Annotated in this window: 20 protein-coding genes; 12 read left to right on the top strand and 8 right to left on the bottom strand. The window is 69.1% G+C overall.

Going from position 1 to position 22,314, the window contains the following annotated elements; all coding sequences use genetic code 11:
- Window positions 1-5 precede the first annotated feature (5 nt).
- Window positions 6-1,298, bottom strand: a complete 1,293-nt coding sequence (locus MYSTI_RS34110) for a serpin family protein (protein ID WP_015352401.1) — start codon at window positions 1,296-1,298, stop codon at window positions 6-8.
- Between the two features lie 204 nt (window positions 1,299-1,502).
- Between MYSTI_RS34110 and MYSTI_RS34105 the strand changes: the two genes are divergently transcribed.
- From MYSTI_RS34105 to MYSTI_RS34090, 4 genes are read left to right on the top strand one after another with little or no spacing between them, the layout of a single operon-like run.
- Window positions 1,503-1,844: an ArsR/SmtB family transcription factor gene (locus MYSTI_RS34105; RefSeq protein ID WP_015352400.1), complete on the top strand. Its 342-nt coding sequence runs from the start codon at window positions 1,503-1,505 to the stop codon at window positions 1,842-1,844.
- Window positions 1,822-2,325: an SRPBCC family protein gene (locus tag MYSTI_RS34100; protein WP_044282157.1), complete on the top strand. Its 504-nt coding sequence runs from the start codon at window positions 1,822-1,824 to the stop codon at window positions 2,323-2,325. The genes MYSTI_RS34105 and MYSTI_RS34100 overlap by 23 nt, the downstream gene beginning before the upstream one ends.
- A gap of 21 nt (window positions 2,326-2,346) precedes the next feature.
- Window positions 2,347-4,461, top strand: coding sequence for a hypothetical protein (locus MYSTI_RS34095; RefSeq protein WP_015352398.1), 2,115 nt, complete (start codon window positions 2,347-2,349; stop codon window positions 4,459-4,461).
- On the top strand, window positions 4,458-5,930 hold the full coding sequence (locus MYSTI_RS34090) for a M48 family metallopeptidase (protein ID WP_015352397.1): 1,473 nt from the start codon (window positions 4,458-4,460) through the stop codon (window positions 5,928-5,930). Before MYSTI_RS34095 ends, MYSTI_RS34090 begins: the two co-directional genes overlap by 4 nt.
- Here MYSTI_RS34090 and MYSTI_RS34085 read toward each other — a convergent pair.
- The gene (locus MYSTI_RS34085; protein WP_015352396.1) at window positions 5,912-6,967 is read right to left on the bottom strand and encodes an alkene reductase; all 1,056 of its coding nucleotides are present in this window, start codon (window positions 6,965-6,967) and stop codon (window positions 5,912-5,914) included. The two genes, MYSTI_RS34090 and MYSTI_RS34085, sit on opposite strands and share 19 nt — an antisense overlap.
- Before the next feature lie 90 nt (window positions 6,968-7,057).
- On the opposite strand from MYSTI_RS34085, the gene MYSTI_RS34080 reads away from it, so the two are divergent.
- Window positions 7,058-7,972: a LysR family transcriptional regulator gene (locus MYSTI_RS34080; RefSeq protein WP_015352395.1), complete on the top strand. Its 915-nt coding sequence runs from the start codon at window positions 7,058-7,060 to the stop codon at window positions 7,970-7,972.
- 110 nt (window positions 7,973-8,082) lie between these two features.
- Complete coding sequence (locus MYSTI_RS34075; protein ID WP_015352394.1) at window positions 8,083-9,462, top strand: glycosyltransferase family protein; 1,380 nt, start codon at window positions 8,083-8,085, stop codon at window positions 9,460-9,462.
- A gap of 3 nt (window positions 9,463-9,465) precedes the next feature.
- Here the strand turns inward: MYSTI_RS34075 and MYSTI_RS34070 are convergent, their stop codons facing one another.
- Window positions 9,466-11,046, bottom strand: a complete 1,581-nt coding sequence (locus tag MYSTI_RS34070; protein ID WP_015352393.1) for a serine hydrolase domain-containing protein — start codon at window positions 11,044-11,046, stop codon at window positions 9,466-9,468.
- 113 nt (window positions 11,047-11,159) lie between these two features.
- On the opposite strand from MYSTI_RS34070, the gene MYSTI_RS34065 reads away from it, so the two are divergent.
- Window positions 11,160-11,981 carry a phospholipid scramblase-related protein gene (locus tag MYSTI_RS34065; RefSeq protein WP_015352392.1) on the top strand — a complete coding sequence of 274 codons (822 nt, stop codon included), beginning with the start codon at window positions 11,160-11,162 and terminating at the stop codon, window positions 11,979-11,981.
- Window positions 11,982-12,013: 32 nt separating this feature from the next.
- On the opposite strand, the gene MYSTI_RS34060 is transcribed toward MYSTI_RS34065, so the two are convergent.
- On the bottom strand, window positions 12,014-13,945 hold the full coding sequence (locus MYSTI_RS34060; protein WP_233278048.1) for an alkaline phosphatase family protein: 1,932 nt from the start codon (window positions 13,943-13,945) through the stop codon (window positions 12,014-12,016).
- 275 nt (window positions 13,946-14,220) lie between these two features.
- Between MYSTI_RS34060 and MYSTI_RS34055 the strand changes: the two genes are divergently transcribed.
- The gene (locus tag MYSTI_RS34055) at window positions 14,221-15,741 is read left to right on the top strand and encodes an alkaline phosphatase family protein (protein WP_015352390.1); all 1,521 of its coding nucleotides are present in this window, start codon (window positions 14,221-14,223) and stop codon (window positions 15,739-15,741) included.
- A 190-nt stretch (window positions 15,742-15,931) separates the two neighbouring features.
- Here the strand turns inward: MYSTI_RS34055 and MYSTI_RS34050 are convergent, their stop codons facing one another.
- The 3 genes from MYSTI_RS34050 to MYSTI_RS34040 all read right to left on the bottom strand — a co-directional run bounded on the left by MYSTI_RS34050 (window position 15,932) and on the right by MYSTI_RS34040 (window position 18,411).
- Window positions 15,932-16,966 (bottom strand): NADPH-dependent curcumin/dihydrocurcumin reductase, encoded by a 1,035-nt coding sequence (locus tag MYSTI_RS34050; RefSeq protein ID WP_015352389.1) that lies wholly within the window; start codon window positions 16,964-16,966, stop codon window positions 15,932-15,934.
- A 96-nt stretch (window positions 16,967-17,062) separates the two neighbouring features.
- Window positions 17,063-17,659, bottom strand: a complete 597-nt coding sequence (locus MYSTI_RS34045; protein WP_015352388.1) for a TetR/AcrR family transcriptional regulator — start codon at window positions 17,657-17,659, stop codon at window positions 17,063-17,065.
- Window positions 17,660-17,724: 65 nt separating this feature from the next.
- Window positions 17,725-18,411 carry a hypothetical protein gene (locus tag MYSTI_RS34040; protein WP_015352387.1) on the bottom strand — a complete coding sequence of 229 codons (687 nt, stop codon included), beginning with the start codon at window positions 18,409-18,411 and terminating at the stop codon, window positions 17,725-17,727.
- A gap of 254 nt (window positions 18,412-18,665) precedes the next feature.
- On the opposite strand from MYSTI_RS34040, the gene MYSTI_RS34035 reads away from it, so the two are divergent.
- The 4 genes from MYSTI_RS34035 (at window position 18,666) to MYSTI_RS34020 (ending at window position 21,815) form a co-directional block, all read left to right on the top strand.
- Window positions 18,666-19,028, top strand: coding sequence for a YciI family protein (locus MYSTI_RS34035; protein WP_015352386.1), 363 nt, complete (start codon window positions 18,666-18,668; stop codon window positions 19,026-19,028).
- A 40-nt stretch (window positions 19,029-19,068) separates the two neighbouring features.
- A complete protein-coding gene (locus MYSTI_RS34030) occupies window positions 19,069-19,434 on the top strand; it encodes a YciI family protein (RefSeq protein ID WP_015352385.1) in 366 nt (121 codons plus the stop codon).
- Entirely contained in the window at window positions 19,431-20,678 is a 1,248-nt protein-coding gene (locus MYSTI_RS34025; RefSeq protein ID WP_015352384.1) for an RNA polymerase sigma factor, read from the top strand. Before MYSTI_RS34030 ends, MYSTI_RS34025 begins: the two co-directional genes overlap by 4 nt.
- A gap of 69 nt (window positions 20,679-20,747) precedes the next feature.
- Window positions 20,748-21,815: a DNA adenine methylase gene (locus tag MYSTI_RS34020; RefSeq protein ID WP_015352383.1), complete on the top strand. Its 1,068-nt coding sequence runs from the start codon at window positions 20,748-20,750 to the stop codon at window positions 21,813-21,815.
- Here MYSTI_RS34020 and MYSTI_RS34015 read toward each other — a convergent pair.
- Window positions 21,802-22,314: a type II restriction endonuclease gene (locus MYSTI_RS34015; RefSeq protein WP_015352382.1), complete on the bottom strand. Its 513-nt coding sequence runs from the start codon at window positions 22,312-22,314 to the stop codon at window positions 21,802-21,804. The genes MYSTI_RS34020 and MYSTI_RS34015 overlap by 14 nt on opposite strands.

Raw genomic sequence — 22,314 nt, 5'->3', positions numbered from 1 at the left:
ACAACTCAGAGCGTCACGATACGCCCGAGGAACAGCACGCTCCGGGTGCTCACCTCTTCGATGACGAAGAAGAACGGGCGGTCCACGGCGAACGTGGGGGGCATGGACACCGGGCCCATCTCGATGGCGGTCGCGGCGGCGGCCTCGGTGCCCTTCTCGTCCACGGCGAGGAAGGCCTGGTGCTGCGCGCCGGTGACCGCCAGCTTCTCCTCCGTCGAGATGCCAGACAGGTCCGCGCCCGCGGTGAACACGTCCGTCATGCCCAGCTTCCGCAGGGGCTCGACGATGGAGAACGCCTGACGCACCTCGAAGCGCGGCAGCGTCACGTGCAGCCGTTGCTCCTGCAACCGGCCGCGCACCGAGTCCAGGAAGGCCGCGGACAGCTGCCCCTCCACCGCCGCGAACTGGCCCGCGTTCGGGATGATGAGCAGCATGCGGAAGGTGTCGCCCACGTACGGCAGCGCCAGCGCGCGATAGCCCGCCCCTTCCGCGAAGGGATAGGACCAGACGGTGGACATCGTCGGCACGCGCCGGGCCGTACCCGCCAGGTCATGGAAGTCCGCCGGCTGGGTCGAGTCGGTCCTGAAGGGATGACGCCAGCTCCCCTTGAAGTACATCGCGTTGGCCAGCACCAGCCGCGTGTCCCGACGGACCTCGCCCTCGGGAATCAGGTCCGGGATGCGGTCCGCCGTCTCATGGGACACCCAGCCGTTGATGGCGCGGCGCGCCCCATCCGGGTCCGCGCCGATGTCCAGCGAGTACATGCCCGTGCCGTGGTGCTCGGCGAGCACGTCCAGGAAGGCCGGCTGGAACGGGTAGCCCTTCTGGGCGAAGAGCGCGTTCGTGGTCCGGAAGGTGGGGCCCTTGCCCTTGTCACCAAAGTCCCGGTGGTCCTGCGCCTGGAGCGACAGGCTCAGCCAGTTGAGCGCGGGGTGGAGCCGCTCCGCGGGCAGCGAGAACTTGAGCGCCTGCTCCATCTGCGTGGCGGTGTTGCCGCGCGCCCCGGCGTACAACATGCCGAACGCCTGGGTGATGCTCAGCGGAGAGAAGAGGGCGTTCTCCCCGGGCTGCGTCACCTGCCGGTAGACGGCCACGCCGAAGTCGGTGTTGCCCGCGACGAGCGCCGCGCTGTCGCTCGCGGAGACCTGGGGCGATTGCACCCGCGTCTTCTGGGAGGTGATGAGCTCTCCGGGGGGCGCGGTCCTCCCCGGCTGCGGCGTCTGGGAATCCGAGTCACAGCCCGCGGCTCCCAGCAGGGCGACGAATGCACAGGCGCGCAGCGGCTTCGGCACAATCATGGGACAGACCTTTCAAGAGTGTGTGGCGGAGCGCACCGCTAGCAAACGCCATGCACATCCCCGTTTGCTGCGAATTCAACGCCTTGGCCGCGAGTGCTCAGCGGGTTCCTCGGATTTTCGAGGCCGCCGCACCTCTTTCCCGAGGCCGGCCACCGGCGCGTATATTCCTTGACGGGAATATGCCTCGATGTGCATATAAGACCCATGTTCGAGACGTTCGCGGCCCTGGCCGAGCCCAACCGCTTCCGAATCGTCGAGTTGTTGCGTGCGGGCCCCCGGCCGGTGAGTGACATCGGCGAGCGGCTGCACCTCAACCAGCCGCAGGTGTCCAAGCACCTGAAGGTCCTGAAGGAGGCGGGGCTGGTGGACGTGCAGCCCAAGGCGCAGCAGCGGCTCTACGAGCTGAAGGCGCAGCCGCTGCGCGAGCTTCATGAGTGGTTGGAGCGCTACCGCCAGCTCTGGGACGCGCGTTTCGACGCAATGGACGAGCTCCTGGAGGAGCTCCAGCACAAGGAGAAGGGTCATGGTCGCAAACCCAGGCAGTGAGTTCCCGTTGGAGGACACGTCCATGACGACGCCGTCGGAGCGCGAAATCGTGCTCACGCGCACCTTCCGCGCGCCGCCGCGCATCGTGTTCGAGGCCTGGACCCAGCCGGAGTTCGTCAAGCGCTGGTGGGCGCCCAAGTCCCGAGGCGTCGAGCTGGTGGAGTGTCGCGCGGACGTCCAGGTGGGAGGCGCCTATCGGTACGTGATGCGCGCGGAGGGCAACGAGTTCGGCTTCCACGGCCAGTACGTCGAAATCAGTCGACACACACGGCTCGTCTACACGCAGGTCTTCGAGCCCTTCCCGGACTCGCCGCTGCTCATCACTGTCACCTTCGAGGAGCACGAGGGCCAGACGCGCCTGCGCTCCCACGAGCTGTACCCGACGAAGGAGGCTCGCGACGCCACCCTGGCCTCCGGGATGGAGGGCGGCATGCGCGAGACGATGGACCAGCTCGATGAGCTCGTCGCGTCGCTGCGCTGATTGCTAGAGTCCGCCGCCTGAATGTTCATTCGTGACCCGGCGGACTTCCTCCAGCGGATGCCTGAGCTGCGAGCGTTGTGTGAGGACGTTCGTGTGCGCCGCGCGGTGGAGCGCGGAGACTCTTTCAATCTGTACTGGACGCTGAAGTGGGCGCGGTGGTCGGGGCGCTTGCGCTCCCAGCGGCAGGTGCTCGACACCTTGTTGAAGCAGCGGCGCTTGTTCGCCCGCCCGCTCAAGGAGGGGCGGCTGCGCGTGGGCATGCGCAGCGGCTTCTTCGGCACGTTGCTGCTGGGGAAGGCAGAGCCGGACCCGGTGGACGGGACGGTCATCACCACGCACTGGGTGGTTTCGTTCTTCATGATTCCGCTCTTCCCGCTGGGGGCGTACGTCGGTCAGACCGGCGACGGCGACTTCCTGCATCGCCCCTGGAGAATCTTCGCGCGCGTGCCGCTGGGGACCTGGCCGGCGCTGTGGAGCCGGCTGGTGTCGCTTTCCGCCATCGCCCTGGTGCTGGGGGGCGGGGGACAGGCCATTCATGCGTCGCGCCACCGCGACGTCCATGTGGGCAATGCCTTCAAGGAGCCGCTGCGCGTCGTCCTGGACGAAGAGGAGGACGAGGCGGTGGTGTTGTCCCCGGGGGAGGTGCGGGCTCTTCCCATGCCACTGGGGACGCGGCGGCTGCGGGCCGCCTCCCAGTCGGGTGTGGAGGTGGACACGCTCGAGCTGGAGGTGAAGCGCGGCGAGGGCCTCCTGATGTGGAACATCGCGGGAGGCATGCCGGTCTTCCTGGCGCAGCAGCTCTATTCCGATGGCGAGCCTTCCGATGGGCCACCCCCCACGGTGTATTGCGGTCAGCGTGTCATCGAGCTGGGGCCGGTGAACCATCTGTTCAAGACACCTCCCGGGAGCCCCTCGTCGTCCCGGGCGCGGACTCACCTCTGGGGAACGTATGTGAACGTGGAGCGGCATTCCGCGGACCTGCTCTCGGCCTGCTTCTCGTACCTGGGCAGCCAGAACCGATGGGCGGAAGCACTCACCTTCACGCAGGCGGCGGTCCGGCTCTCGGGGGGAGATGAAGCCACGGTCTCCCGGGCGCTGCGGGCCTCCATCGCGAAGGGGGGAGGAGAGGCCACCCGCTTCATGCGGGCGCTGCGCGACGCGAACCCCGAGCGGCTGGAGTGGCACCGGGGCTATCAATGGACCGCCGAGCTGGAGGGCCAGGCCGACGGGCTCCTCGCCGAGTACGCGGAGCGGGCGAAGGCGGCACCCGACTCGGCGGACGCGCAGTACCTCCACGTCCGCATGCTGCCCACCGCGGAGCGCCGGGGCGCCGGCGAGTCCCTGCTGGCGCGCTTCCCCACGCACATGCCCACTCTCCGCCTGGTGACGCACCAGCGCTTCCTGGATGGAGACTGGACGGGCACCGTGGAGGGATGGGCGCAGCTGCGAGGCGGCGACGAGAAGTCCGCGACGGAGCTGCTCGAGCCGGCGATGACCGCGTTCGTGGCGCTCGGGCGCTTCGAGGAGGCGCGGAGGGTGCTGGTGTCACTCTTCGACACGGCCGAACCCTCGGTCCGGTCCAAGGTCGCGGGGCTCCATGCACTCGTCGTCGGGAGGTCGAAGGGCGCGGAACCGGATGCCCTCGTCCAGAAGCTCCGGAAAGAAGACGGTGGCGACCTCTGGGTGCGTGCCCGGCTGGGGCGGCCCATCGAGAAGCTCGAGTCCACCCCGACGGCCGTCCGTCTGATGTTCGCGGTGCGCAAGGACCCGAAGGAGGCGCTGGGCCTGGCGCGGTCGGTCCAGGACCTCGAGATGTCCACCCTCGCGGAGCCCATGTGGGCGCTGCTCTACGCGGAGGCGGTGCGGCTGGGGGATGCGGAGGCGCAGCGCTCCCTGGAGCGGTTCCTCGCCGTGTCGGGTCCCCCGCGTGAGAACGTGCGCCGCTTCATCCGGGGCGAAGTGGCGGTGCTCGACGTGGACGAGCTGCCGTGGGACGTGAGGGCCGCGGTCTACTTCGTCCGCTCGCGCGACAGCGCATTGCCCAAGTCCGAGCGGCGCCGCCTGCTCGAGCAGGCGCGCCAGGCGGATTGGTTCCACGGAGTGGTCAGCGAGGCCATCACATCATGGAGTCCGTGAGTTCTTCGGGAGTCGGTCGTCGCGCGGTGCTCATGGTCGTCCTGTGGGTGGGGTTCTGGCTGATGGGGCTGGCGGTCGTCGCGGCCCTGCTCTGGCTGCCCTTCACCGAGATGTTCGTGACGGGAGGGCTAGGGCTGTCGGGCATCATCGCGGGAGCCGGGGCCGTGACGGTGCTCTGGGCGCTGCGCCCGCGCGGCTGGTTCACCCGGCGAGAGCAGAGCGACGTGGCGCCCCTGACGCGAGAGGAGTTCCCCGCGCTCTTCGCCCTGTTGGACGAGGTCGCCCAGCGGGCGAAGGCGAAGGTGCCCCAGAAGGTCTACCTCTCCGGCGAGGCCACCGCGTACATCACGGTGGAGCGCAAGTGGTTCGGCCTGCGCCGCACGCCCGTGGTGGGCATCGGCCTGCCGCTCTTCGCCTTCCTCGAGCGCGCGGAGCTCGCCTCGGTGCTGGCGTATGAGTGCGGCCACCACCAGGGAGGAGACCTCGCGCTGGAGCCCTGGGTCTACCGCACGCGCCGGTCCATCGCCCTGGCGGTGGACGCGCTGGAGGACTCAGCCTTCTTCCTCGACGTCCCGTTTCAGCTCTACGGCCGCTTCTTCCTGCGCATTTCCAGTGCCGTCTCCCAGAGCCAGGAGCTGAAGGCGGACGCGCTCGCCGCGTCGGTGTGTGGCGTCCAGGCGGCGTCCGCCGCGCTGCGAAAGATCTACGCGCTGGCGCCCTACTGGCAGGCCTACCTGGAGCAGGACCTGGTGCCGCTCTTCCAGGCGCAGGCGGGGGTGCCCATGTTGGAGGGCTTCCGGCGCTTCCTCTCGGAGCCCCGGCGGCGTGTGGAGATGGAGCAGCGCATCGAGGAGGAGCTGAAGCGTCCCTCCTCGCCGTGGGACACCCACCCCTCGCTCGAGGAGCGGCTGCGCTCGATGGGCTCCGCCGGAAACGCGTCGGCGACCATCCCGGAGCTGCTCCCCTTGTCGGGGTGTGTGGAGCTCCTCGGCGGAGAGCGCGAGGCGGAGAGCGCATGGGTGAAGCGCTCCATCCGAGGCACCCTCGTGTCCTTCCACTGGGAGGAGGTGGCCGAGAAGGTCATCGCCCCGGGGATGCAGAAGGACTGGGCGGGGTCCGACCTGGACCCCAAGCACACGCCGCTGACTGCGCTGCCGGGCCTGCTGAAGGAGGGCGAGGCGCTGTGGAACCGGGTGCGTCCCCCGGGCATCGACGTGCTGTCGCCCGAAGGCAAGCGTCAGCAGGTCCGGCGGATGTTGGTGGGGTGGTTGGGGACGGCGCTGGTGCACCGAGGCTTCATGCCGGAAGTCCGGCCCGGGGCGAACCTGCGTCTGATGTTGGGGGATATCTCCGTGGAGCCGGCGTCCATCCTGCGCAGGCTCTCCTCCGGCGAGCTGTCCGAGGCGGAGTACCTGTCCGCCTGTGAGGTGCTGGAAGAGGAGGCGGCGGCTCAGAGGGCCGCCGGGTAGTCCACATACCCCTCCGCCCCTGGCGTGTAGAACGTCTGGGGGTGGGGCGAGGCCAGCTCCGCGCCGCGCTTCATCCGGGAGACGAGGTCCGGGTTGGCGATGAAGGGCTTGCCGAAGGCCAGCAGCTCGGCGCGGCCCGACGCCAGCGCCTGCTGCGCGGTGTCCTGCAGCAGGCCGCCGTTGAGGATGGTGTGGCCTCCGAAGGCGTCGCGGATGGCCGCCTCCGTCGCCGCGAAGTCCGGGTGAGGGCTGGCGACGAGGTGCAGGTAGGCGATGCCTCGCAGCTCGCGGGCGAGGCCCACGTACTGCTCCTTCACGCCGTCGCGCTCGGGCAGGTCATTGAAGGTGCTGAACGGCGTGAAGCGGATGCCCACGCGCTCGGGGCCGATGGCCGCCGCGATGGCCCGCGTCACCTCCACGACGAAGCGCGAGCGGTTCTCCGCGCTGCCGCCGTACACGTCCTCACGCCGGTTGGTGTGCGGGTGCAGGAACTGCTCGAGCAGGTAGCCGTTGCCCGAGTGGACCTCGATGCCATCGAAGCCCGCGGCGACGGCGTTCCTCGCGGCCTGGACGAACTCCTCGCGCGCCTGGACGAGGTCGGCCTCGTTCATCGCCTCGGGCTCGGGGAAGGGCTGCATGGCTTGTTGGTCCGTGTACATCGCGCCTCCGGAGCGCACGGCGCTGGGGGCGACGATGCGCGTGCCCTTCGCCATGTTGAGCGGATGCCCGATGCGGCCCACGTGCATGAGCTGCGCGAAGATGCGCCCGCCCGCGGCGTGGACGCTCGAGGTGACGGCCTTCCAGCCCTCGATTTGCGCCTGGGAGAAGATGCCCGGGGTGCGGGCGTAGCCCAGGCCGTTGGCGGAGGGCGCGACGCCCTCGGTGATGATGAGGCCCGCCGTGGCGCGCTGCGTGTAGTAGTCGCGCATCAGCGCGTTGGGCAGGCCGCCGATGGCGCGGCTGCGCGTCATGGGCGCCATGACGACGCGGTTCGACAGCTCGATATTGCCAAGGCGGAAGGAAGAGAAGAGGTCCATGCGCGAAATCCTCGAAGCGGGTGATGGGAGGAAGACTGCGCCTGGGGACGCGAATAGCCAATGGCTTGATTCTGGAGGTACTGTCCGGCCATGCGGACAATCCATCAGGCGGACCCGAACACCGTCATCGCCTTCCTGGAGGTCGCCGAGCTGCGCAGCTTCCGAGGGGCCTCCCGCAAGCTGGGCATCCCCAAGTCGACGCTGAGCCAGCGCGTGGCGGTGCTCGAGGAGCACCTGGGCGTGAGCCTGTTCTCGCGGACGACGCGCAGCGTGACGCTCACGGACATCGGCGCCAGCTACCAGCGCGAGGTCGCCCCCGCCATCGCCGCCCTGCGCGCGGCCGAGGCCCTGGTGGGTGACCTGCAGGCCCACCCCAGCGGCCGGCTGCGGATGACGCTGCCCTTCGAGCTGGGCCAGCGCGCGATGGGCCCCGTGCTGTCGACGTACTGCGCCCGCTACCCCGAGGTGAAGGTGGAGGTGGAGCTGATGGACCGCCGCGCGAACCTCATCGAGGAGGGCTTCGACCTGGCGGTGCGCGTCGGTCCGCTGAACGACTCGCGGCTCATCGCGCGCAAGCTCGGGAGCGGCCAGCGGCAGGGCGTCTACGCGAGCCCGGGCTACCTGCGCCGCGCGGGGGTGCCGAAGGAGCCCAAGGACCTGGCGAAGCACCGGTGTCTGGCGATGACGGGCTCCTCCTCACCGACGACCTGGGCGTTTGGTGGGGCGAGGCGGGCGCGGGGCGTGAGCTTCGTCCCCAGCATGTCCGTCAACAGCATGGAGGTGCTGCTGGCGCTCGCCATCGCGGACGCGGGGCTCGGGCGCTTCCCGCCCATGTACGCCGCCCCCGCCGTCGCGCAGGGCAAGCTGCGCGAGGTGCTCCACGCCTACGCACCACCACCGCTCAGCCTGTTCGCCGTCTACCCGGGCTCGCGCCATGTCTCCCCCGCCGTGCGCGCCATGGTGGAGTTGCTCGGCGAGTACTTCACCAGCGTGCCCTGGGCCTGAACCGGCCGCCCGCCCGGCCGCTCCCGTCAATCCAATCTGTTCCTGGCTTTGCCGTTCCCCTGCCACTATGACGGCGGTCCCCCATCGGAGCGCGAGGGGTCATCGTCGCCATGAGTACAACCGTCCTCCCGTCGTCCAGTGCCTCCACGCCGCTCCACTCCGCGGCCCGTGTGTGGCGCGAGCGCGGGGTGCTCTTCGCCGCCTTCTTCGCGGTGCTGGCGGTGTTCCCGGTCTACACGCCGTTCGACTCCAAGCTGACGCTCCCCACCACGGTGTCGATTCTGCGCGAGGGGAACATCGAGCTGGATGAGTACGCGCCCACGTTCGAGACGTTCCGCCATGGCCTCGACGAGCGCGACGGCCACCTCTACAACTTCTTCCCCCTGGGGCCCTCGCTGGCCGCGTTGCCGATGGTGGTGATGGTGGATGGCCTCGCGCGCGTGGCTGCGCCCCTGGGGAGCCTGCACCCGGGGCTGGCGAAGGCGCTGGAGGACTGGCGCCACGCGTACGACACCACGGGCCGGGTGGAGCTGAAGGTCTGGGATGGGCCGCAGCGCCTCTTCGCCTCCGCGCTCGTCGCGTTGGCGGGCGTCGTCATGTTCGCGGTGGGCACGTCGCTGCGGCTGTCCCGCCCGCGCGCGCTCCTGCTCGCCACGCTCTTCGTCTTCTGCACGCCGCTGCTCTCCACCGCCAGCCGGGCGCTGTGGCAGCACGGGCCTTCTCTGTTGTGCCTCACCTTCGTGCTGCTCTGCCTCGTGCGCGCGAAGGAGACCCCGAGCACCGCGGGCTGGGCGGGCCTGCCGCTCGCGCTGGCGTATGTGATGCGGCCCACCAACAGCATCTCCGTGCTGCTGGTGACGGCGTATGTCGTGTGGACGTACCCGCGTCAGGCGGGGAGGTTCTTCGCGGGGGCGCTCGCGGTGGCGCTTCCCTGGATGACGCTGAACTTCGTCCACTATGGCTCCGTGCTGGCGCCGTACTACGCGCCCCAGCGGCTGGAGCTCGTGGCCTCCCGCGTGGCCGAGGCCCTGGCCGGCAACCTCGTGTCCCCCGCGCGCGGGCTGCTCGTCTTCACGCCCGTGCTGCTGTTGGGAATCTGGGGGCTGGTGCTGGAGGGGCGTGCGCGGACGCTCAGCCGACTGCACGTGTTCCTGCTCGCGGCGGTGGCGCTGCACTGGGTGGCCATCTCCACCTTCCCGCACTGGTGGGCGGGGCACTCGTATGGTCCGCGCTTCTTCTCGGACATGGTGCCCTACCTCGTGTTCTTCCTCGTGCCGGTGGTGCGCGAGCTGAAGTGGAAGGGCCCCGAGGCCCGACGCGGCCTCACCGCCACCTTCGCGGTGCTGGCCGTGGTGAGCCTCGGGATTCACATCCACGGCGCCAGCTCCCGCGCCGTGTACAAGTGGAACAGTTTCCCCCTCGACGTGGACGAGCACCCGGAGCGGCTCTGGGACTGGAAGGACGCCCAGTTCCTGGGCCGCAAGCGCTGAGGGCTACGGCCGCGGCTTCGACACGGGTGCGGCCTCGCGGCGGAAGAGCAGGGTGCCGCTGCCCCGGTCCACGCGCACGGCCTTCACCGCGCCGTGGGCGTTGCGCAGGAACTCGAGGCGCAGCTGGAAGAGGGCATCGCCCGGGGTGACGAAGCGCGTGGGGGTCAGCGCGTAGAGCGGGAAGGCGGGACCGTTGCCCTCCTTCGCCATCACCATGCCGTTGGCGGTGCTGAACTCGAGGGTGTCCGCCTCGAACTGGGCGCCGATGTTGCCGGCCAGCTCGCCCGGCACGCTCTTGTCCCATCGGTAGGTGCCGGTGAAGTCGGACAGCGCCGAGGCAGGCAACGTCACGGTGCGCAGCACGGGGTTGTTGCCGCGCCCGAGCGCGTCCGAGACGGCGTTGCGAATCTCCGTCGCGAGCTGTGAGCCGTTGGTGCCGTTGGTGAGGACGACGAGGCCGTCGCCGGTCTCCAGATAGCCTTCCATCCAGGCGCGGTAGCTGTCGTTGGAGCCGCCGTGGTGGAACACGCGGCCCGGACCGTCGCCCGCGAGGCGGGGGCCGAGTCCGAAGTGGCTGGGGGAGACCTCGGTCATCATCTGCACGGCGAGGGGCCTGGGCAGATAGGGATTCTTGCCCTGGTAGCTGGCCATCAGCGTCGCGACGAAGGCGCCCAGGTCATTGGCGCTGGTCCAGAGGCCGGAGGCGGCCTGCTCGGGGAAGCTCTCGTAGCCTCGGGGCAGGGCGACGCGCTGGCCCTTTCTGTCGTGGGCCTTGGCGATGTTGCCCAGCTTCACCGGCACGGGATTGACGTAGGTGCTGCGGCGCATGCCGATGGGCTGGAACACCTCGGCGCGAGCGAGCGTCTCCAGCGGCTTGCGCTGGGTGTCCTCCAGCACGAGCTGCTCCACGGTGACGCCGCCGCCGGAGTAGCGCATGAGGGTGCCGGGCTCGAAGTCGATGCGGACGGGGTCGTTCTTGGCGGGCTTCACGCCGTCGAGCGTCTGCACGAGGGTCGGCAGCTTCTCGTTCGGCTGGTAGTCCTCGAAGCCCCACACGGTGAGGCCCGACGTGTGTGACATCAGCATGCGCAAGGTGAGCGCGGGGTGGGGGGCGGCGGGCGCGGCGGGGACCTTCCAGGACGTGAGGTACGTGTTGACGTCCCGGTCCAGGTCGAGCTTGCCAGCGGCGACCTGGCGCAGCGTGGTGGCCGCGGCGATGACCTTGCTGATGGAGCCCACGGAGAAGAGCGTGTCCGCGTCCACGGCGTCCTTCGAGTCCGCCTCGCGCAGGCCGAAGCCCGCGGCGTGGATGACCTTGCCGTCCTTGAGCACGGCGATGGCGACGCCGGGGACGTGGTAGTGCTCCATGCGCTGCTGGAGGGACCAGCCCGGCAGGGGCTCCTCGACCTTGAGCATGGAGGGGCGCAGGCCCTGCTCGAGCGCGCGCTGGATGGGGAGCGCCGCATCCGGAGCGGCGGGGCTCTCCGCGAGTGCGCTCCCCGCGAGCAGCAGGGTGGCCCACAGGGTGGTGCGATGCCAGTGAGGTCTCGACGGGGAGGGGACGGAATCGAGGGAGTGGCTCATAGGGTGTGTACGGGTCCTTCTATCGAGCATTGCGCGGCGCCGCCCACTCTTCCGGAAGGTCTGGAGCACCCCCCGTTTGCGCCCGGACGAGGTGACACTTAAGGCGTGGCTTCATGGGCAACAGGACAGACGGGGGGAGCGGCTCGGAGCTGGAGCTGAACTGGGGCTCGCGTGAGCCTCGTCCCCAGGGCGATGGGCCGGACGCGGCGCCTCCTGCCGAGGAGGCCGAGGCTCCGGCGCTCGCGGGGAAGGGACCGCCTGGAGACCCTCGGTACATGAGCATGGAGCTGCGCTTCTCGCTGGAGGCCGTGCTGAAGTCGCCCATGCTGCACATGCGCCAGTTCCGCGAGACGGTGGAGATCCTCATCGGCTGGGAGGGGAAGAACCAGTACAGCATCAGCGGGGAGGACGGCCGGAACTCGGTGTTCGTGGGGGAGACGGGGGAGGGCTGGGCCTCGGGGCTGATGCGCAACTTCTGGCCCTTCTATCGCACGCGGCTGGAGTGCATGACGCCGACGGGCATGATGGCGCTGGCGGTGGAGATACCGTGGTCGCTCTTCTTCGCGCGCGCGGAGGTGCTGGCGTGGGATGGCCGGCTCCTGGGCACCATCGAGCAGCGCTGGACCGTCTTCCAGCGCTGCCTGGACATCGTGTCGCCCACGGGCGTGGTGCTGGCCTCGGTGGTGGGGCCCTTCTTCAAGCCCTGGACGTTCCGTGTCCTCAAGCGCGACGAGGAGGTGGCCGTCATCCGCAAGCGCTGGAGTGGCATGCTCCAGGAGAGCTTCACCGACGCGGACAACTTCACCGTGGAGTTCCAGCCGTCGTGCACCGACCCTCGGCTGCGGCAGCTGCTCATGTCCACCGCGCTGTTCGTCGACCTCCTGTACTTCGACAACCGCAAGGGCCGGAGCTCCGGCTTGAGCCTCCCTGACTGAGGCGCGGGTGGGAGCCTCAGTCAGGGGCGACCTCAAACCGGGAGCAGGTGGTAGCGGCCCTTGCGCAGATGGATGCCCGCGCCTGCTTCGGGTTGGAACGCGAGGATGAGCTCATCGCCCAGGCGAGTCATGGCGAGCCCTCCGCCCGGCGCGCAGTGGGTCCCGGGGATGGGCGTCTGGGGACTCCAGCCCGCCTGCGCGAGGGTTCCGAATCCATCGTTGAAGGAGGCGTAGTCCTTCGTGTTGTACTCCACGGGCTTCGCGGGGGTCATGATGCCGCTGAGGGAGAAGGTCTCCGTCATGAGCGCGAACTGGGCGCTCACCGGATGGACCAGGTGGAGCACTCCCGCCAGCTCCCCGATGGCCAGCGGACCGCTCGCTTTGTAGGGCCGATTCCAGGGCTCCGGCTCGTCATCGCCGCTCGCGCTGGGGTGGTGGGAGAAGGCGGCGACCGGAAACCGGCTGGGGGACCAGGTGTCCAGGGTCGTGTTCTCGTCCACGCCTGGGTACTGCTCGACGGGGGGCGTGCGGACCGCGTTGAAGGGGGCGGTGTTGTAGGAGACGACGGACAAGGTGTTCGCGTCCGTGGGCTTGTAGAGGAGATAGAGCGACGGCCCCAGGATGCCCAGCGTCAAGGGCCCGTCGGTCGAGGCTCCAGGGACCTGGACCTCCGCGTCCCACTCCCCGCGCTGGTGGATGCGCGACTGGATCGCTCCAGTCTCGGTCCGATAGGCCAGCATGAGGCGCTTCCCATCCGAGAAGGCCGCGAGCGCCAGGGCGCCTCGCACGCCGGTGGCGACCTGGGTGGGGTTCGAGGACCAGCCCGTGCCGACCCGATAGGCGAGGGAGTTGAGGGTGCCATCGCGCGTCTCATAGGCGAGCACCAGCCGCTCCGCCGTGGCCGCGAGCGCCAGGGCCCCACCCGCGGAGACCCCGAGCGTCCGCTCCGCCGACCAGCCGGAGCCCTCCGACATGCGGGCCCGCAGCTCTCCTTGCCGGGTCGCATACACGAGGTGGAGCGCTCCCGCGAACTCCGCGAGCGCGAACTGGGCGGCCTCGGAGACGGGCGTGGGGGCCGCATCCTCCCACCAGAAGTGTCTGCCCCAGAGGAACTGGAACCAGTTGCTGGAGGCGTCATTCTTCTCCAGCGTCCCCAACTGGAAGTTCTCCTCGATGGTGCGCAAGAGGCTGTAGTGGTTGTAGGCCTCGGCCTGCTCACCGGGGGGAACCCTGTCGCCCAAGAGGACGGTGTAGATTTGATTGGGCCCGTCATAGACCAGCAGGTTCACGTCCCCCTGGTCGTGGGCCTTGTGCTCGTAGGACTTCTTGAAGTCCGCCTCGTCGAAGGTGATGACCACGAGCGTCCGAGGGGGCAGGAGCGAGTTCGGCCCAGGGAAGCGCAGCGCTCCCAGGAAGGACTCGAGCCACCTCGCGGCCTGGTCGACCAGTGCGGGCGCGCGCTCCTCCGGCTCCTTCTGCGTGCCCTCCAGGTAGTGGCCGTCATTCCACATGTTGGGCGTGAACCAGGCGTAGTTCGGCAGGGTGCCCTGCTTGATGTCCTCCCAGAAGGCGTCCTCGCCCTGGATGCGTGCCCACCGCGCGCTGCTCCCCTGGATGTTCGCGAAGGAGGAGAACGGGTTGTGCTTGATGACGTAGGGGAAGGCATCCTGGGGCTTGAGCGTGGGTGACCACGGCGTGTCCCGCGGGTCATAGCCCTGCATGTACGCCTTCCACGTCAGGCCCTGGGGCGACTCCTCGATGAGGTCGACGATGGTTCGCTGCGGAAGCGGAGGCGGGGCGACGTCGAACGTCACATTGCAGAGCTCGCCCGCAATCGATGCGATGTAGTTGGTCTGCGAGGGGTGCATCACGCCAAAGGCATTGCTCAGACAGACGCCTTGCTGTGCCAGCTTCTTGAAATAGGGATTCCGCAGCACGTAGCTGCGGTATTGGTTCTCGAGCATGATCACGAGGACGTGATCAAAGACACGTGGATACCTGGTTTTCATGGAGGCCCCCCGGGCGCATGGGTCAAGTCACGGGGCTCGTGCATGCCTTGTGCCTCGGGCCCCACCGTGGCGGAGATGCAAGACGGGCTCGCGGGCCTGACGCGTCAGCTGCCTTCCCTGACGTGTCAGTGGTCGCTCTTGACGCGTCAAGAGCGGGTGGAGATGCGTGGCATTGACGTGCCTGGAGGGACATGGCAATTCAATGGCAGACCTCTACAAGGAGTCTCTGCGTGGCCACGCCCATTCGGTATGTGTTTGTTCTGATGCTGGAGAATCGTTCCTTCGACCATATGTTGGGGTTCTCGGGAATCACAGGCACCGACGCGGTCACGGGCAAGCACACGGTGCTCAATGGCCTGACCGGGAACGAGTTCAACACCTTCGAGGGGCGCCGCTACCCGGTGAGCAGCCCCGCGGACTACGTGATGCCCGTGGGGCCCCATCACGACTTCCTGGACGTGCTCCTGCAGCTCACGGGCGTCAACTGGGCGTCCCACGCCGAGCACTTCAAGGCCCCCGTCGTGAAGTATCCGCCCATCACGCTGTCGGGCTTCGTCGAGAGCTATGTCGCCGCGGCGCACGAGGCCCAGCTCCCGACGGCGGACCCGGGTGAAATCATGAGGTGTTACGCCCCTCAGCAACTCCCGGTGCTCAACGCGCTCGCTCGGGAGTTCGCCGTCTGTGACCAGTGGTTCTCCTCCATGCCCGGCCCCACCTGGCCCAACCGGTTCTTCGTCAACGCGGCGACGGCGGGGGGCCTCGACCACAGCCCCAGCATGGCGGAGTGCATCGAGTGGGAAGAGCACCTGGACGGCGGGTTCCGGTTCGAGCGTGGCTCATTGCTCACGAATCCCAATCTCACGTCGAGAATCTACGCGGGTGGGGACGTCTGCATCGCCAAGGCCACCGCGGGAGTCCATCTCCTGGATGTCCGCTCCTACGAGGACTTCCCCCGGGACCTCATGGAGCGCCCGGTCGCCCAATACACCTTCATCGAGCCGAAGTACGGCAAAGTGACGGATGACTCATACGCGGGAGGCAACTCCCAGCATCCGCGAGACGACGTCCGGCACGGCGAGTGGCTCATCAGGTCCACCTACGAGGCGATTCGCAAGTCGCCTGTCTGGAATGAGAGCATGCTCATCGTCACCTGGGACGAGCACGGTGGCTTCTACGACCACGTGGCACCGCCCCAGGCGGTGGCGCCTCGGGACACGTGGCGGATGCCCCCGGCCGTCAACAAGTACGGGTTCACCTTCCAGCAATACGGTGTCCGGGTCCCCGCTGTCGTCATCTCGCCGTGGGTCCCCCGGAATGTCATCGACCACCGGCTCTACGACCACGCCTCGGTGCCGGCGACGCTCAAGGCCGCCTTCGGCCTCACGCCCATGTCGCTGCGCGACGGGACCGCGAGCCACCTGCTCCCGCTCGCCTCGTTGTCCTCGCCCAGGACGGACTGCCCGGAGACCCTGCCGTGGCCGCAAGGCTTCGAGTCCATCCCCCCGCCCGCGCCGAGCGCCGCGAAGCCCCCGGAGCCGACCGACCTGGTGGCCGAAGGCCATCTGCCCGGCTTCCTGCACCTCGTGTTGCGCACGGACCTGGCGCTGTCTCCCCCCGCGCAGCGCCCGGAGATTCTCGCCCGGGTGCGCGCAATCCAGACGCGTGCCGACGCGGAGCAGTACATCCGTGAAGTCGACGAGAAGCGCGCCGCCGCCACGGCACAGCCCGCACAGGTCGCGGCCCGTCGGTGAGCGCCGCGAGCCCCCTGCTCGATGGGAGACCTGGGCAGGGGGCGAAGGCCGCGGCCATCACACGCGTGACGGGCGGCCAGGAGCGGCTGCCCGCTGATCGCCCGTGGGACTTCGCCTGCCGCGCCAGGGACCGACGCCTGCCCGGCGGGGCTCGACGCTCAGCGAGCTCCGGACACGGACACGGACAGGCTCACGCGTCGCCGACGCGCACCACGAGCTTGCCGAAGTTGCGGCCCTCGAGCAGGCCCATGAAGGCCGCCGGCGCGTTCTCCAGGCCCTCGACCACGTCCTCGCGCAGCTTCACCTGACCCGCGTCGACCCACGCGCCCATGTCGCGGCGGAAGGCCTCGAAGCGCGTGGCGTAGTGGTCGAGGATGATGAAGCCCTCCATGCGGATGCGCTTCTGGAGCACCGTCGTCATCAGCAGCGGCAGCCGGTTCGGGCCGGGCGGCAGCGACTCGGCGTTGTAGTTCGTGATGACCCCGCACACCGGCACGCGCGCGCCGTTGTTGAGCCGCGGAATCACCGCGTCGAGCACCTCGCCTCCGACATTCTCGAAGTAGACGTCGATGCCGTTGGGGCACGCCGCGGCCAGGCGCTCCGCCAGCTTCCCCTCCCGCCGGTCCAGGCAGACATCGAACCCCAGCTCCTCCACGGCGTAGCGGCACTTGTCCGCTCCACCCGCGATGCCCACCACCCGCGCGCCCCGCAGCTTCGCGAGCTGCCCGACGACCGCGCCCACCGCGCCGGTCGCCGCCGCCACGACCACCGTCTCCCCCGCCTTCGGCTGGCCGATGTCGAGCAACCCCACGTAGGCCGTGAACGCCGGCATCCCCAGCCCGCCCAGCGCCAGCGACGGACGCGCCAGTCCACCCAGCGGCATCAGGTCCTTGCCGTCCGACACCGCGTAGTCCTGCCAGCCCGCGTTGCTCAACACCACCTCACCGGGACGGAAGCCGGGGTGCTTGGACTCGACGACGCGGCTGACCGTGCCGCCCACCATCGGCTCGCCGGGCTTCACCGGGGGCGCATAGCCCGGCCCCACCTCGTCCATCAGGTTGCGCATGTACGGGTCCAGCGAGAGGTACACCGTGCGCAGCAGCACCTGCCCTTCTCCCACCGTGGGGACGGGCACCTCTTCGAGCCGGAAGTCCCGTGCGCTCGGCGCGCCCTTGGGAAGGCTCGCGAGGATGATGCGGCGATTGACGTGCTGGGTCTGTGACATGGGGGGCTCGGGGGTGAGGGGAAAGACAGGGTGTGAGTAGACCGGTCGTCTAGAAGTCAGACACAAGAAGGCGAGCACAGGGGAGCAGCCCCGGGCTCAGCCGTCCTTCGTCATCCCCAGCATCCGCCGCGTGTTGCTCATGGCGGTGTCGAGGGGCGCGCGGTCGCGGGTGATCTTCGCGAGCAGGCTGGCGCCGAGCCAGCTCTGATAGAGGGTGACGGCGGCCGTCTGCGCATCGAGCGCTGTCTTCACCGAGCCGTCCTTCTTGCCGGCTTCGATGCCGCGAGCAATGCGCGCGACGATGCGCTGGGTGCCTCGGTCCAGCACCGCGCGCATGTTCTCGGACAGGTCGCAGACCTCCGCGCCCAGCTTGACGACGAGACAGCGCTGCTGGGTGTCGGCCTCCGTCTGGGACTCCAGCCAGTCGCGGAAGTATGCGACGAGCCGCTGGGCGGACGTGCCCCGCTTCGACAGCAGGTCGTCCATGCGCGCCAGGCAGTCGGTGAAGTAGGCCTCCAGCAGCGCCTCGCCGAAGGACTCCTTGGAGCCGAAGTAATGGTAGAACGAGCCCTTGGGCACCTGCGCGGCCTCGAGCACCTCCGCCAGACCGACGGCGGAGAAGCCCTTTCGGACCAGCAGCGGGTGGGCCACTTCCAGGATGTGGCGACGGACATCAACCCCAGAGGCACTCATGCCCCTGGGATTAACGTCCATTAGACCGGTCGTCTAGCGAATCGACCGGGGGACTCCCGCTCCGCTCAGTTGAAGCAGTGGAAGGAGAGGCTCAGGATGCCGATGGTGCCCGTGGTGTACGCACCGGAGGCCACGCCCGTCGCGAACCCGTAGCTCTCACACACCTGGGTGGCGACGGCGCGCACCGTGTACCAGGGCGCATAGTGGGGGTTGAACGACGGCGTGAGGTCCGGGAAGCCCGTCGCGTCGGTGCGCACGCCGCGTCCCCCCACGCGGGACCGGTCGATGCCGACCATGCCGACGTGGTTGGTCGCGGTGTTCTTGTGCCCCGTGAGGAAGCCCGCGCCGTAGTTCAGCCCCATCTGCCCGGCCTCGCCGGTCGTCGCGGCCTCCGCCTTGAACGCCATCTGGTCGTCGAGCACGGTGATGCCGTCGTCCCACCACGCCCAGCGGGTGATGTTCCCGAACGGGACGTCCTGCCACGTCACCATGTCGGACGTGAAGCAGTGCAGGCCCATCAGCTCGCCGGACTGGGCGCCCGTGTAGAGGCCGCGCGCGTAGCCGTGCTGCGCGCAGACCGCCTCCGCGCCCCGGTTCGCGTACGCCCAGCTCACGCTGCCTCGGCTGGTGATGGGATAGCCAGACGCGGCGCGCATGGCGGCCGTCGTGTCCATCCAGACGACGCCCGCGAAGGCCTGCGCCGAAGCCAGGGTGATGGTGAGGCCAGCAAGGGCTGAAACGAGCTTGGTCATTCGTGCGGCTCCTGTGGTTGAAATTGCCAAGAGCAATACGAGCCCACGCGCAATCCTGGTCGCCGGGAGGTTGTGATTCATTCGTGTTGCGGGTTTTCTCGTGGAGGTGCGGGCCCGGCGCCCGGTCGATGTCGCAACCCCGCGAGACTTCAAGGGTTCGCGAAAATCGACCGCGCCCGAAAAGGCGATGTCGATTTCGCCGGGGGCCGTTCGGCCAAGGGGTGTTCCACGCGGTCCACCTCGAGGAGAACGCCATGAAGTATCTCTGCCTGCTGCACTACGACCTCGCGAAGTTCGAGACCCTCACCCCCGCCCGGCTGGAGGCCCTCGGAAAGGAGTGTGCGCCCTACAACGCGGCCCTCCAGGCCAGCGGGCAGCAGGTGGCCGTGGGCTCGCTCCAGCACGGCACCTCCATGATTCTGCGGGTGCGGGACGGCAAGCCCTCGACCTCCGAGGGCACCATCGCCAGCACGGTGGGAGCGGTGCTCATCGTGGAGGCGCGTGACTTGAATGACGCGGTCCGGGTGGCGTCGCTGCACCCCGCGGCGTGCACGGGCGAGGACCTGGGATGGGCCGTGGAGGTCCGTCCGTTCCAGATGTTTGAATCCAAGGCGTGAGCCGCGTAACACCCCCCCCTCACGCACGCGGGAGGACACCGTGAAGTATCTCTGTCTGGCCTACTACAACGAGGCGGCCTTCGAGTCGCTGTCACCCGCGGAGCTGGAGGCGCTGGGCAAGCAGTGCCAGCCGCTGGACGAGTCGCTTCGCCAGAGCGGGAAGCTCGGCGCGGTGGCCTCGTTGCGGCACCGTGCGGCCGTGACGGTGCGTCCCCGGGGCGGCGGGATTTCGGTGACGGACGGGCCGTTCGTCGAGTCGAAGGAGCAGGTCGGCTCCTTCTTCCTCATCGAGGCGCGTGACTTGGAGGAGGCGGTCCAGGTCGCGTCGCTCCACCCCGCGGCGCGGCTGGGCGAGCACCTGGGCTGGGGCCTTGAAATCCGGCCCGTCGAGACGTTCGTGCCGTGAGTGACGAGGCGGATGGGGAGCTTCGCGGGAAGCTCGATGAGGTCTATCGCACGGAGTCGCGGCGGGTGCTCGCCACGCTCATCCGGCTCCTCGGCGACTTCGAGCTCGCCGAGGAGGCGCTGGCGGAGGCCTTCATCGCGGCGGCGCGGCGCTGGCCTCGGGAAGGAGTGCCCGCGAGTCCTCGCGCATGGCTCGTGTCCGCGGGGCGGTTCCGGGCCATCGACGGGCTTCGTCAGCGCGCCCGGTTCGATGAGCGCGTCGCGGACCTGGCGGCCCAGCTCGATATCGCCCCGCCGTCTCCGGATGGCGGCGATGACGCGTGGCCCGATGACCCGCTGCGCCTCATCTTCACCTGCTGCCACCCGGAGCTCCCGCCGGATGCGCAGATTGCCCTCACGCTGCGCGAGGTCTGCGGACTGACGACGGAGGAGATTGCCCACGCGTTCCTCGTGAGTGCATCCACCATCGCCCAGCGCATCGTGAGGGCGAAGGCGCGGATTCGGGAGGCGCGGATTCCCTATGAGGTGCCGTCCCTGGAGGTGCTGCCGGACCGGCTCGACACGGTGCTGCGGGCCATCTACCTGGTGTTCAACGAGGGGTATCTCGCCTCCTCGGGGCCCGCGCTCCTGCGGGCGGACCTGTCGAGCGAGGCGCTCCGCCTGGGCCGGCTCCTCGTGGAGCTGCTGCCGGAGCCCGAGGCCCTGGGCTTGCTGTCGCTGATGCTGCTGACGGAGGCGCGTCGCGAGGCGCGCATGTCGCCCGACGGTGACCTCATCCTCCTGGAGGACCAGGACCGCTCGACGTGGAACGCGGCCTTCATCGCCGAGGGCAGCGCGCTGGCGGAGCGGGCGCTGCGTTCCCGGCGGTTCGGGCCGTACACGCTCCAGGCCGCCATCTCCGCGGTGCACTCGGAGGCTCGGGAGGCGGGGCGGACGGACTGGCCCCAGATTGTCGGGCTCTATGACGTGCTCCTGCGCGCGGAGCCCTCGGCGGTGGTCGAGCTCAACCGCGCGCTGGCGGTCGCCATGCGGGATGGACCGGAGGCGGGGCTCGCGCTGGTGGATGGGCTGCTGGCGCGGGGCGCTCTGACGGACTATCGCTTCCTGCACTCGGCGCGAGCGGACCTGTACCGGCGGCTGGGGCGGAGCGCGGAGGCCCGGGCCTCCTATGTACGGGCGCTCGAGCTCACGCGGCAGGAGGCGGAGCGGCGGCTGCTCCAGCGGCGACTGGACGCCTTGGGGTGAGGTTGACGGGGCTTCTGGCCTCGTCTACGTGACGGGGCCGGGTGGTCCTGCTCCCGGAAGAGGTCTTGGGTGGCGCGTCGAGCTTCAACTGCAGCCACGGCGTCGGGGCCCTCCATCGAGGACTTCCCGGCGACGCGCTACCAGGGCAGCAAGCTGAAGCTCCTGGGCTGGTTGTGGGAGCAGCTGGCGCCCTTGGAGTTCGACTCGGTGGTCGACCTCTTCGGGGGCACGGGCTCGGTCTCGTACCTCTTCAAGGTTCACGGCAAGCAGGTCCACTACAACGACTGCCTCCGCTCGAATCACTTCATCGGCCGGGCGCTCATCGAGAATCCCTCCACGCGCCTCGACGGTGAGGATGTGGCGGCGCTGGTGGCTCCGCGCGCGGGGCGCTCCTCGGACTTCATCGCGCGGACCTTCGCGAACATCTACTACCCGGAGGAGGAGAACCGGCTCCTCGATGTGATGGCGCAGAACCTCGCGGCCATGCCGGACGGGTACAAGCAGGCGATGGCGTACTACGCGGTGTTCCAGGCGTGCATCGCGAAGCGGCCCTACAACCTGTTCCACCGCGCCAACCTGTACATGCGCGAGGCCCGCGTCGAGCGCACGTTTGGAAACAAGGTGACGTGGGACCGGCCCTTCGCCGACCACCTCCTGCGTCTGGCCACGGAGGCGAGCCGCGCGGTCTTCGACAACGGACGCGCGAACCGGGCGACGTGTGGAGATGCGGCGCTCCTCCCGGGCCGCGCGGACCTCGCGTATCTCGACCCGCCCTACATCTCGGGGAAGGGAGTCGGGGTGGACTACCGAGGCTTCTACCACTTCCTGGAAGGGCTGACGGAGTACGCGCGCTGGCCGGAGTTGGTCGACGGTGAATACAAACACCGGCCCTATCGGCGGGTGGACTCACCCTGGACTCGGCCTGGGAGGATTGCGTCCGCGTTCGACGAGGTCTTCGAGCGCTGGAGGGACAGCATCCTCGTGGTGTCCTATCGCTCGGACGGCATCCCGTCTGTGGCGGAGCTGAAGCGGCTGCTCGGGCGCCACAAGAAGAGGGTGGTGGTGCGGACGCTGGAGTATCAGTACGCGCTCTCGCGGAACCAGACGAGCCGCGAGGTGTTGCTCATCGCCGAGTAGGGGCTGGGAGGCGCGGGCTGTCCTGGGTGGGGACGGCGTCGGTGAGCCTGTAGCGCTCCTGGACGAACCACTCGATGTCGTCGTCGCGGCGGTAGACGAAGACGATGACCCAGTGCTCGGCGTACTGGTCCAGGGGATAGCGGGTGTCCTGGGCTCCGTTGCGCGAGAACGCGGTGTAGGGGCCCAGGGGGAAGGTGAGCTCGGGGCGGCGGAACGTGGTCTTGATGTCGATGGCGACCTTCGCTCGGTCCGCTTCGTTCTTCATCAAGGTGAAGCTGGGGTAGACGGTGCGCGGCGCATCCGCGATGCGAAGGCCGAGCCGGTCCGCGATGTCGACGATGAGCGGCTGGCAGTAGAGCTCGAAGAGGGCGGACAGCTCCCGAGGTGCTGTCCCGAGGGTGTAGACGCGCTCTTGCTCCCCCAGCAGGCCCTGGACCTTGAAGCGGACTCCCTGGCGTTGAACCGCCTCGGCGAACTCGACTGGAAGATTCAAAGGCAT

This window comes from Myxococcus stipitatus DSM 14675 (assembly GCF_000331735.1).
Lineage (GTDB): Bacteria > Myxococcota > Myxococcia > Myxococcales > Myxococcaceae > Myxococcus > Myxococcus stipitatus.
The sequence above is the reverse complement of the archived record's forward strand: the minus strand, read 5'-3'. Positions and strand labels throughout refer to the sequence as shown.